The following is a 10,971-nucleotide window of genomic DNA, read 5'->3' as shown; positions in this document are numbered from 1 at the left end:
ATGGGGAAGCGGGAATCGGGAATCGGGAATGGGGAATCGGGAATCGGGAATCGGGAATCGGGAATCGGGAAAGAGAGGGGAGTGTGGGGCGGGGGCGCGGGGAGTGATAAAAGTCAGATCAGCTGAAAATGCCATGACTTACCCACTCAGATATGTAAAATATCTGTAATCCTCTTTTCCCTACTGCAAATTGGTTTAATCTTCTAACAAGAGCAAAATTAAAAAGATTACAATCTCTTGAACTGGATTTAACCATGAAAATTGATCATGTTCATTTCTATGTTGAAGATGCTACAGTTTTTTCTGATTGGTTAGTCCACACTCTTGGCTTTCAACGGGTCGCCAGTGGCAGTAGTTACCATACCTACACAGAAGTTGTAAAAAGTGGCTCAATCACGTTTCTTATCTCTTCACCTCTAACATCAGCAAGTCCTATTGCTGAGTTTTTGCGTCTACATCCTCCTGGGGTGGCTGACATCGCTTTTCTAGTAGAAGACCTGGAAGCGGTGATTGAGAATACGTCCGCTCAGGGCAACCAAGTGGTACAACCACCTCAGGAGCAATTTCAAAGACAGGGACGCCTAAAGTGGAGTAGAATCCCCTCCTGGGGTTCTCTGGTTCATACCCTGGTTGAGCGAGATGGCATCTGTGACGAATCGTTTTTCCCGGCTCAGTTGAACTGGATCACGAAGACTGCTCAGGGTAAGCCACCCTCCCTCAGTATAGAGGGAAACCAGGGAAATAACCATCCTCAGACCATGTTCACCACCATTGATCATGTAGTACTTAATGTAGCGGTTGGTGAGTTAGAACGGGCAGTAAATTGGTATCAACACGTGCTGGGATTTTGCCCACAACAAATATTTTCTATTAAGACACAACAGTCTGGTTTATACTCTCAGGTCATGGTTGATCCCACTGGTGAAGTGCAGTTGCCGATCAATGAACCAACTTCTGCTAATTCCCAGATTCAGGAATTTCTAGATTTCAATGGTGGACCAGGAATCCAGCATATTGCTCTTAGAACTAGCAATATAGTAGAAGCGATCGCGCAACTCCGTGGTCGAGGTTTACCGTTTATTGAAGTTCCTCCCAGCTACTACAGCCAGTTGCGGCAAAGACCAGGGGGCTCTAATTTACCTTTACCACCAGCAGAATGGGAAGAAATTGCTACCAGACAAATTTTAGTAGATTGGCAGCAAGAGTTTCCTCAAGCTTTGTTACTTCAAACCTTCACCAAGCCCATTTTTGGCAAGCCTACTTTCTTTTTTGAAGTGATTGAGCGCCGCTTTCAGGCCAAGGGCTTTGGAGAAGGAAATTTTCGTGCTTTATTTGAAGCCATCGAGCGGGAACAGAACAAGCGAGGAAGTTTAGGAACCTAAGCTAATGCGCTACGCGCACGCGTGCGCGTTCAGCATACGGCGGTTTGCATAACTATCAGGTACACAGGATTGTTTTCCCACTTCCGACTTCCCTGTTCTCTCTTCCCTCTTCCCTGCTCCCTGCTCCCTGCTCCCTACTCCCTAAAAACCCAGAACGAAAGTACCTAACTGAATGGCAAACCGCTGTATGCTTACGTTAATAATGCTCAAGGTTAATTTCTCTACTTGGAGGTATTGACAAAATGCCTTAGCTTTTAACTTGTAACGAATATCAAGTATCCAGTAGAATTCTCTGTATAGTGACAAACCTTAGTTTTATAGACCATAAAATCATGGGAAGTAAGAGTGGGAAGGTGTCGTCTAAGAAAAAAAAACGGGGGCGGTCAGTCCTTTATTTTAGAGTCCTTTACCTTCTAGGTCAAACTATGGTAAAACAAGTCGTTTCGACGGAAACTGTTTAGACTAACTATTTCCTCATCTTAAACTCAAAAACCATAAAGTGTCATCAAAGGTGAGTTTTAAATGTTAACCGCATTACAACAAAAAAAATTAACAACATTATTCAATAATATCGATGCTGATTCAGGTGGAACTCTCAACCAAGATGATTTTCATCTGATTTTGAATAAACTGGCTAGTTCACGAGGGCTAAAACCTAATTCTTGGCAATATGCTTATCTGCGTTCAATCTTGGTTTCCATGTGGAATAACTTGAGTTTGGCTGATCAAAACAGCGATGCAGAAATCACCCTTGAGGAATGGTTTAAGTATTACGACAATCTGATTCACTCAGATGCCTATGAACCCCTTATTCAATTGCAATGTGATGTCTTTTTTGCTTTACTTGATCAGGATGACAATGGAGAAATTAGTCAGCAAGAGTATGTAGATTTGGTCAGTGCCTATGGTGTTGATCCTAGTTGGGCAAGGGAAAATTTTGGCCATCTCGATTTGAATAGTGATGGACATATCTCTGAGGAAGAGCTTTTTACCTTGATGGATGAATTTTTCCGCAGTGATAACCCAAAATCTCCGGGAAATTACTTTTGGGGTTCCTATTAACTTTTTACGGTATTAATCTCAGCTATTTTCCATGGCTCGAATTCGACGTTCAGACATTACCGAATTTTATTTGGCAATATTTTATTGTCCAATAGATGTAGAAATCAATAAGACTGGGTAGACCTCTTGCTATTTAGTTAGTCCTAAACTTCTTACACAACAAGGGATACCCAGATTATTTACTATATAGCACTACGCATTAAGGTGTTTGACATTCCTAAACTCCGAAACTTAGTCATAGCTTACTTCTGACTTCTGACTTCTGACTTCTGACTTACCCGTAGCGCTATACCACTTGATAAAACCCATCAACTATTTCTTCCAAGGAAACTTAGTACCCATTTCAGTTAGGGCAGAAAATACCAGATACAGGATCAGTAAACCAACAGTAGCTAGAAACAAAACGATATCATTATCCATAAAATTAAGGGAATCGGGAATCGGGAATCGGGAATCGGGAATCGGGAATCGGGAATCGGGGATAATAATTGACGCCAATATAACATAAAAATTAGTTGATATAATTATAGTAAATAAAGACTCCCTTGAGCAGGACTTTTCCACAGTTTAACGCTTTTATTCCGGGAGGTTTTTGTTTGCGTTCGCGAAGCGGTTCCAAAGGAAAATAGCATCCTTAGATAGGATATTTAAATTCAGCGTTGCTGAATTACGGGATGAATGAGGGATAGACAGGTATCTGCTTTGGTGGCACCGGCACTCAAGAGCAAACATTTAAACTATATCCCCTTGTGCGACATGAGATACCAACCAAAACCAAAAAATCGAAACGCCCAGCATCCAGGTAAATGTCCTTTCGGTGCTTGAGTAATGTCAAAGATCAGATCTTTGTAACTATCCATCTGCCAACCAACACGCTTGACAAACTCAACCGACTCATTAGATATGATTCCAGAGTCTTGTATTGATAATTTTTCTACAGATTGTTTATTATCAATATAAATTTTCTTTTGGATACTAAATCCAAATTTATCGGAACTATATTTCCGCCATAATTTATCAATAGCTAAGAGGTCACTAGTGGGAAAGTTTTTGATCTCTTCTGGTCTGATCCAATCTCCCTCTTTACGGCCAAATACTGCTAGCATTACCAGGTATGTCTGATAGTCTGCTTCTCTCCACTTACCTTCCGAAAGAAGCTGCTGTAGCTTTGAATAATCAACGCTATGTCTTGGATAATAATTATCGTTACTCATCGTAATACCTGCCGAAGTTTTACGTTAATAGCCTTAGGAAAAGGTAGAGGATTGACCAGCTCTATTGTTACTTTATGGCACCAGCCCGATCCAGAGGCCAAAATCGTTTAGTAGCTTTCCCAATAATATTTTCCCTAGGGACAAATCCCCAATGGTGACTGTCATAACTATTATTACGGTTATCTCCTAGGACAGTGTAAGAATCAGGCGGCACTGTTACAGGACCCCAGCTGTACTGAGGGGGTTCTTCAATATAGTTTTCTTCCAACGGTTGATTATTAACATAAACCTTGCCACCATTGACTTCTATCTTATCTCCTGGGAGACCAATGATCCGACTAATAAATGCATCTTTAAAATTTTGCTCTTTTAGTTTCTCCGTTGGCAAAAAAACTACAATATCTTTTCGTTGTATCTCTTGGAAAGAGTAACTCCACTTGTTGATAATTAAACGATCATTAATTTGCAGTGTCGGCAGCATTGATCCTGATGGGATATAGCGAGCTTCTACCAGATTTCTCGATAAGGGCGCAATCAAAGCAGTCAAAATTATGAAAATAGCAACGATGATTATAGTGTTTTTTGTTCTTTCTCTACGAACTGGTGATGCCACATAAGCGTAATATGCAACAATACCTTGAAAAATAATTGGAGCTAATGGGAAAATGGTTGAGGCTATAAATAAAACCAATAATAAAATACCAATTAAATATTTTTTTAGATAGAAATGACCCAGTCCTGGAATTATTCTTGATAAAAAAACAGCTAGCCACGGATCTTTATTGTCTTTCCTTAGGCGTTCAAAGCTTAAATTATTGAATTTTCTAGTACAACTATAGGCATCAAAAAGATTCCATAAACTAATTATTATAGCAGCTATCAAAAAAATGAAACCGAGACCTGTATTTGTCGTCGTGTCAAAAACTATTAACCATACACCCAAACTCAATAAGAGAATTTCAGTAACTATCAAAATCCATCCTCGAATGGATTTGCCTCCATAGAGTTGACCTAATCCCGGCCAAAAAGATGATAAATTGACCGCCAGCCAAGGTTCTTTTCCCGAATTAGATTGAGATAAAATTTGTCCTGATTGAGACATGAATTGCTTTTACAACAACCTGATGATACTCGAATTTTGCACCTTTTTAGCTCACATTACCATACACTCTCACATCTATTCCATAATGATTTATCTCGAATTGTTAAATCATTTAACTAAATTTAACTAAAAATTACGGCGTTGCTGAATCAGGGTATGATTTTCAACATGTGCGTTCGCAAAGCGGTTCTTTTGGAACATCGCTCTCCCCTTTTAAACTTCCGAATCTATCTCCCTATAACCGGTATTCAACCGGGTGGACTCACTTTTGCAAAAATACGACCATTGAAGGCTAATATCATCTCAGGATAATTACCCTGAATAAAAATCTCCCCTATCCCCCCATCTGCCCACCCTCCCCACCCTCCCCTGATTTATAGATTTACAACAAAAAGATGCACCCTATTCAACCTTCCTCCTGTTCCTGCTCAAAAGATAGCAATTGGTCAAGCCAACCCTGAAACTCTTCAACAGAAGCAATAGTAATTCCTTGTCGATGCAAGGTTTTCAACACAGAGACCGACTCAATCTGGTTAATTGTCTCAACCAACTCCCTTGGCACATCCTCAAATCGTACCTGAAGCACTTCCAAAAGAGTCTCTCGACTAGTTTGGAGAATGCCTTCTTCTATCCCCTCTTTACGAGCAAGGCGCTCTATACTAGTAACATAAGGCATTGTGCTTTCCTCCTCAAAACGTCTGACTTGCTGTTTAAACCCAATCTGAAAGCTATCCGGTAATGTCATCATCCAGTCGATGAGCCGGAATAATTCTAGGATATCTTGTCTACTATACCCTCGTTGATAAAGACTCTTGGCAATGGTTAATTTGCCCTGATACCGTCCCTCGGGATTTTGAACAGTTTGCTGAGTGGTGCGATGTGCAGCCACAATCACAGCAAAAGGATTAGTGCTTTGTTCTAGTTTAGACAGCTGATAATCTAACAGCTTAGCTACTGGAAACTGCAATAAAACTCGACAACCCCAAATCTCGTAATTGTATTCACTTGGTCGCCAAGACTCTTCATCATCAGCGAGAACAGCTAAACTGACTACCTTCCGTCGATACATATCAAAGATGCGATAGTTGTAGACGTACATCCTTTCCGCAAAGACTGACTGAGCCTGACTCTGTACTTCCACATGAATCAGTACCCACGTTTCTTCACCGTCTTGTCGCCAAACTTTGACCAGTTTATCGGCTTCCCTGCTGCCAATTTCTGCATCTCGAGCCACCTGTTGGAATTCTGTATCAAGAAATTCATAGCCTCTTTCCCAGTCAATGTTACGATCAATCTCGGGAAAAAAGAATGCCATGAAGGATTCAAAATAGATGGAAAGCGCTTCTTTCCAGGGATTATCGTAATCGGCTCTTGGATTGGTCATTGAGTATGAGAAAACTGAATTATGCTATCTTAGCAAAGCCCTTGTCAGCCAATCCCTATCCAGCCAATTCCTGCTTAAGGTGTAAGCATTCAGCCATCAGCCGTCAGCCGTCAGCTTATTTTATTCAAAAGCACCTCAAGGAGGTTACGCTATGGGCATAAGCTGATAGCTGAATGCTTACCTTAAGGTTTTTAAAGATTGCGTTCGCGTAGCGTGGCCCAAAGGCCAAGGTCAATCCCAAAGCGGTTCCAGAGGAACATCGCTAAACCGTTTCTCATCATAATAAGGTAAACAAGATTGTTTCCCGATTCCCGATTCCCGATTCCCGATTCCCGATTCCCTCCTAAACCCTCAAACGCCTTTCAATCCCATTCTCCCAACAATCATACATCTCCTGAACTGTCACCTCAATCACACACTGACCATTGCCCACCAGTACTCGTAAACCAGCATTTTCCCCTTGAACAACACCCAGTTGTTGCCAATATCCCTCATCCCCTAACTTTTGCTGTAGATAAGATTCCCAACTTGTTTGGTGTTGAGGACTTACAGAAACCAGAATCCGACTCCCCCCCTCACCAAAGAGCACTTCATCCCAGCGCAGGTCTAACGACTCGGACCTATAGCCTAGAGTAATGTCTGCCCCCAACTTACCTGGGATACAGGATTCAGCCAAAGCCACCACTAATCCCCCTTCAGCACAGTCATGAGCAGAATTTATCCAACCTTGACCGATACCCTCTCGCGTTACCGTTTGGATACGACGCTCTAAATCAAAATCCACTACTGGTGGCTTGCCCGCAACCATGCCATGAATCGTTGCCAGATACTCGGACGCACCTAATGTAATTTGGGATTTAATTTGGGATTGACTATTTTCCCAGTATTTAGTCCCCAATCCTAATAAATAGATTAAATCCCCTTCAGCTTGCCAACCTTGACCACAGGTTTTAGTAATCTCAGCAATTAATCCCACCATCCCCACCACTGGCGTAGGGTAAATCGACTCAGGATTGCCGTCACTATCAATGGTTTCGTTATACAAGGAAACATTACCCCCAGTCACAGGAGTGCCCATTTCCCGGCAAGCCTCTGCTATTCCTGCACAAGCAGAAGCCAGTTGCCAGTAACCCACAGGCTTTTCTGGAGAACCAAAATTCAGATTATCCGTTACTGCCAAAGGTTCTGCACCCACACAACTCAGATTCCGTGCTGCTTCTGCTACCACAGCCTTTGCCCCTTCATAGGGGTCAAGATAAACATAACGGGAATTACAATCTACAGTTGCCGCCACACCAGCATTAGAGGTTACAGATCGAAGGTTAGCAGGTTGAAGGTTAGCAGGTTGTTCGCCTTTGGCGTTCCCGTAGGGTAGGTTGGTTGAAGGTTGAAGGTTAGCAGGTTGTTCGCCTTTGGCGTTCCCGTAGGGTAGGTTGGTTGAAGGTTGAAGGTTAGCAGGTTGCAGGTTAGCAGGTTGTTCGCCTTTGGCGTTCCCGTAGGGTAGGTTAGCAGGTTGCAGGTTAGTTTCGGTTGAACCTTGGCCTTTCGGCCACGCTTCGCGAACAACATTCAACCTTTCAACATTCAACCGTTCAACGTTCAACCGTTCAACGTTCAACCGTTCAACGTTCAATCCTTGTAAAGGGCGTAACCGAATCACCGCAGCATCAGCATTTCCTGGCAGAATTAAGGTATTGTTTTGGACTTGGTGGTCATACTGGCGATAAACCCAACGTTTCGACGCAATAGTTGGAGTATCTAGGAGTTGAAGTAAGATTTGATTCCAAGTGTGATGCTTACCGTTAATCTCAATACCTGTAACATTACAGGGAGGGAGGGATTTCCCATGCCATTCCCAAGCCTTCAATGCATAGTCTGGTGGTTCTGTCAATAGCTCCCGGTGATAAATTGGAGTATTATCTGCTAGAGCAGTAGCTGGGATTTCTGCTGCTACCTCTCCTTTGAACAAAATCCTGACCAAAGGTTCTTCGATTACCTTACCTGCTACCACAGCATGGAGTCCCCAACGGTGGAAAATATCTATCAGTTCTTGTTCTCGACCCTTGTGGGCAACAAACAGCATTCGTTCTTGGGATTCCGACAGCAGGTATTCATAAGGCACCATACCCGTTTCTCGCGCTGGAACCAGGTCTAAATCGAACTCAATACCCAAGCCCCCTTTAGCTGCCATTTCTGAAGTAGAACAGGTTATGCCAGCGGCTCCCATATCTTGAGCAGCTACTACGGCACCGGTTTGAAATGCCTCAAGACAGGCTTCAATTAGAGACTTTTCTAGGAACGGGTCCCCCACTTGCACCGCTGGGCGGTCATCTAGGGATTGATCCGTCAGTTCCGCACTAGCAAAACTTGCCCCTCCCATGCCATCTCTACCGGTAGTGGACCCGACATAGAGCACAGGATTCCCCACCCCAGAGGCTCCAGAGGTAACAATTTCTGGAGTTTCCATCAGTCCCAAGGCCATGACATTCACCAAGGGATTACCAGTGTATGCCCGGTCAAAGTAAACTTCACCCCCTACTGTAGGGACACCCACGCAATTGCCATAGTGACTGATTCCTGCTACTACCCCATTAAACAATCGTCTAGTGTTGGCATTATCCAAACTCCCAAAGCGCAGAGAGTTTAAGACCGCAATCGGGCGAGCTCCCATGGTAAAAATATCCCGTAGAATCCCCCCTACTCCGGTAGCAGCTCCTTGAAACGGTTCTACCGCTGAGGGGTGATTGTGGGATTCGATTTTAAAGGCCAGTTGTAGCCCATCACCTAAGTCTACAACACCAGCATTTTCCCCAGGACCGACTAGAATACGTTTGCCTTCTGTGGGAAATTGCTTGAGTAGAGGACGGGAGTTCTTGTAGCAGCAATGTTCCGACCACATCACACCGAACATTCCCAGTTCAGCTTTATTGGGATGACGCCCTAGGCGCTGGACAATTTCTTCATATTCAGAAGGGGTTAACCCTTCAGCAGCAATCTCTTCTGGGGAAAAGGAGGTAGAGGAATTAGTGGGCATATGACTCTGGCACAAAGGGCACAGAGATAATTTTATAGAGTTATTGCTATCAATAGCTAGACTTCTTCGACTCCTTTGGATGTTTGCGTTCGCGAAGCGGTTCCAAAGGAACATCGCAAACATCCAAAGGAACATCGCGTAGGGTGACCACAGGTCAATCCCCTATTTTAAGCTGACTTCTGACTTCTGACTTCTGACTTCTGACTGCTGACTTCTGACTTCTGACTTCTGACTTCTGACTTCTGACTTCTGACTTCTGACTTCTGCTATACCTTGCCAATTCCTTAGCCACAATAAAATCACCCACGTGGGTAATGTCCCGGATATATTCCCCGTATTACTCTTGAAGCATAGCTGTCACTTACAACATTGATTACCCCTAAAACTGCAGCTGTATCAATCTATCCATTAATGTATCCATTGGAGGCAAATCCATTATGTCTAGGAATTTCGATCATATAGCCTACTCTGTATCCACCCTAGTTTATCAATACAATTGCTATAGCCCAGACACAATCGAATACGTTTTATTTAATCAAGGACTCCTAGCCGGTCTCGAAAGACAAACCGAAGCTAGCGACAGTCCAGTTTACCTAGAAGGGTATCAGATCGGACAGAGCTATTAAATTAGGATCCACTTTTGACACTCCCCGGCGTAAACGCGCGGGGATTCAAAGCGAGGAGTTACCCAAAAGGGCATTGCTCGTAACAACCACATCGACTTCCCGTACCGTAGTACCAAGAAATCGGCAGTCCACTTGGCGGTGCCAATTGCCTCTACTCTCTCCGACAAGATATTGTCATTGAGTCTACTTTTAAAGTGTTTGATTCCCGTGACTTTAAAGACTATTTGCTTATAGAGGGCTGGGATTGGAGTCTTTAACCGGGTCTCCATTTCGGTGAACCACCTTTTAACCAAAGGGTCCCACTACCAGGAATCTCACCTTTTCTTTTTAGGTCATTGCGTCGTTTCTATCTTAGCACAAAGCCGTCCTAGAAGGACGGGGTTTCAGACCCATCTTCTTTGATGACCCTGCGCCCACTGGGGGGAGTGCGCAGAGCAAGTGGCGTGGTTGCTCCCAGTCAATCCTCGATCAGACTGCGAATTTCTCTGACTTGTTCGATATACTCCCCATCATTCCAAACCGGTACAACTCCCTGGTAAGAAATCGGTTCAACTAAATCAATCCATGAGCGACAGCCTCCGTACTCTTGGTGGTAGGGAGTGATCACAGGCTCAGGTAACTGATAAGTACGCAACAGCAATACATATAAAGGTTGACGTGGCTTCCACTTCAAACGCTCACTGGCAAATTGTTCATTCCAAATATGATAGGGTAGCAGAGCAGCAATAGTAGATTGCTCCGTTACCGGCAAAATATCAGTAATAGACGCCCAGCTACCAATCCGAACAGTTTCCGGGTGCCAACCTGAGGGCACAGGTTTCACTTGTTCAGCATAGTCAGGTTTAAGCAAATTAGGCTTTTGATGCTCATAGGTAGGGTAGAGTAAAACCTGGTGGTGAGCCACGCTGAAGCAGTTGCCCTGTTCACGAATACCCCCTTTGCGCAACAGCATAATCGTTTTGCCCGCTTCTAAGGCATCAACCGCAACACCCCATTCTTTCAGGGCATGGGTAGTACTTGAAAGCATAAGTTTAGTAATCGGATTTTTCCAACAACAATAAGAGGTTTGCGTTTTCCTAGGATAGAATGCCAAGATTACTCTCAGTAGGGAATCGGGAATCGGAACCCACCCCTAAGGGGTTAGGGGTGGGTTCCGATTCCCGATTC

11 protein-coding genes are annotated in these 10,971 nt (G+C 43.6%); 4 read left to right on the top strand and 7 right to left on the bottom strand.

The annotated features are described in order from the left end of the window. Positions 1 to 254 precede the first annotated feature (254 nt). Positions 255 to 1,382 (top strand): 4-hydroxyphenylpyruvate dioxygenase, encoded by a 1,128-nt coding sequence (gene hppD, locus F6K64_RS37265; RefSeq protein ID WP_009149701.1) that lies wholly within the window; start codon positions 255 to 257, stop codon positions 1,380 to 1,382. 522 nt (positions 1,383 to 1,904) lie between these two features. Continuing rightward, positions 1,905 to 2,444: an EF-hand domain-containing protein gene (locus F6K64_RS37260; protein WP_287267951.1), complete on the top strand. Its 540-nt coding sequence runs from the start codon at positions 1,905 to 1,907 to the stop codon at positions 2,442 to 2,444. Between the two features lie 312 nt (positions 2,445 to 2,756). Here F6K64_RS37260 and F6K64_RS37255 read toward each other — a convergent pair whose 3' ends face one another. The 4 genes from F6K64_RS37255 to F6K64_RS37240 all read right to left on the bottom strand — a co-directional run bounded on the left by F6K64_RS37255 (position 2,757) and on the right by F6K64_RS37240 (position 6,144). Beyond that, positions 2,757 to 2,942: a hypothetical protein gene (locus F6K64_RS37255; protein WP_287267950.1), complete on the bottom strand. Its 186-nt coding sequence runs from the start codon at positions 2,940 to 2,942 to the stop codon at positions 2,757 to 2,759. A gap of 239 nt (positions 2,943 to 3,181) precedes the next feature. Further along, a complete protein-coding gene (locus F6K64_RS37250; RefSeq protein ID WP_287267948.1) occupies positions 3,182 to 3,658 on the bottom strand; it encodes a GUN4 domain-containing protein in 477 nt (158 codons plus the stop codon). Between the two features lie 67 nt (positions 3,659 to 3,725). Continuing rightward, positions 3,726 to 4,760, bottom strand: a complete 1,035-nt coding sequence (gene lepB, locus F6K64_RS39305) for a signal peptidase I (RefSeq protein WP_502708100.1) — start codon at positions 4,758 to 4,760, stop codon at positions 3,726 to 3,728. 406 nt (positions 4,761 to 5,166) lie between these two features. After that, on the bottom strand, positions 5,167 to 6,144 hold the full coding sequence (locus tag F6K64_RS37240) for an RpnC/YadD family protein (protein WP_287267947.1): 978 nt from the start codon (positions 6,142 to 6,144) through the stop codon (positions 5,167 to 5,169). A 5-nt stretch (positions 6,145 to 6,149) separates the two neighbouring features. On the opposite strand from F6K64_RS37240, the gene F6K64_RS37235 reads away from it, so the two are divergent. Beyond that, entirely contained in the window at positions 6,150 to 6,305 is a 156-nt protein-coding gene (locus F6K64_RS37235; RefSeq protein ID WP_154659897.1) for a hypothetical protein, read from the top strand. Between the two features lie 182 nt (positions 6,306 to 6,487). Here F6K64_RS37235 and purL read toward each other — a convergent pair whose 3' ends face one another. Both purL and F6K64_RS37225 read right to left on the bottom strand, forming a co-directional pair. Next, positions 6,488 to 9,178: a phosphoribosylformylglycinamidine synthase subunit PurL gene (gene purL / locus F6K64_RS37230; RefSeq protein ID WP_044494516.1), complete on the bottom strand. Its 2,691-nt coding sequence runs from the start codon at positions 9,176 to 9,178 to the stop codon at positions 6,488 to 6,490. Positions 9,179 to 9,332: 154 nt separating this feature from the next. Then, positions 9,333 to 9,485, bottom strand: a complete 153-nt coding sequence (locus F6K64_RS37225; protein WP_154659898.1) for a hypothetical protein — start codon at positions 9,483 to 9,485, stop codon at positions 9,333 to 9,335. A gap of 130 nt (positions 9,486 to 9,615) precedes the next feature. On the opposite strand from F6K64_RS37225, the gene F6K64_RS37220 reads away from it, so the two are divergent. Further along, entirely contained in the window at positions 9,616 to 9,804 is a 189-nt protein-coding gene (locus F6K64_RS37220; RefSeq protein ID WP_044494517.1) for a hypothetical protein, read from the top strand. A 457-nt stretch (positions 9,805 to 10,261) separates the two neighbouring features. On the opposite strand, the gene F6K64_RS37215 is transcribed toward F6K64_RS37220, so the two are convergent. After that, complete coding sequence (locus tag F6K64_RS37215; RefSeq protein WP_009149717.1) at positions 10,262 to 10,831, bottom strand: DUF1802 family protein; 570 nt, start codon at positions 10,829 to 10,831, stop codon at positions 10,262 to 10,264. Positions 10,832 to 10,971 lie beyond the last annotated feature (140 nt).

It is taken from the genome of Moorena sp. SIO3A2 (assembly GCF_010672265.1).
Lineage (GTDB): Bacteria > Cyanobacteriota > Cyanobacteriia > Cyanobacteriales > Coleofasciculaceae > Moorena > Moorena producens.
This window is presented reverse-complemented; position numbering and strand designations above follow the sequence as displayed.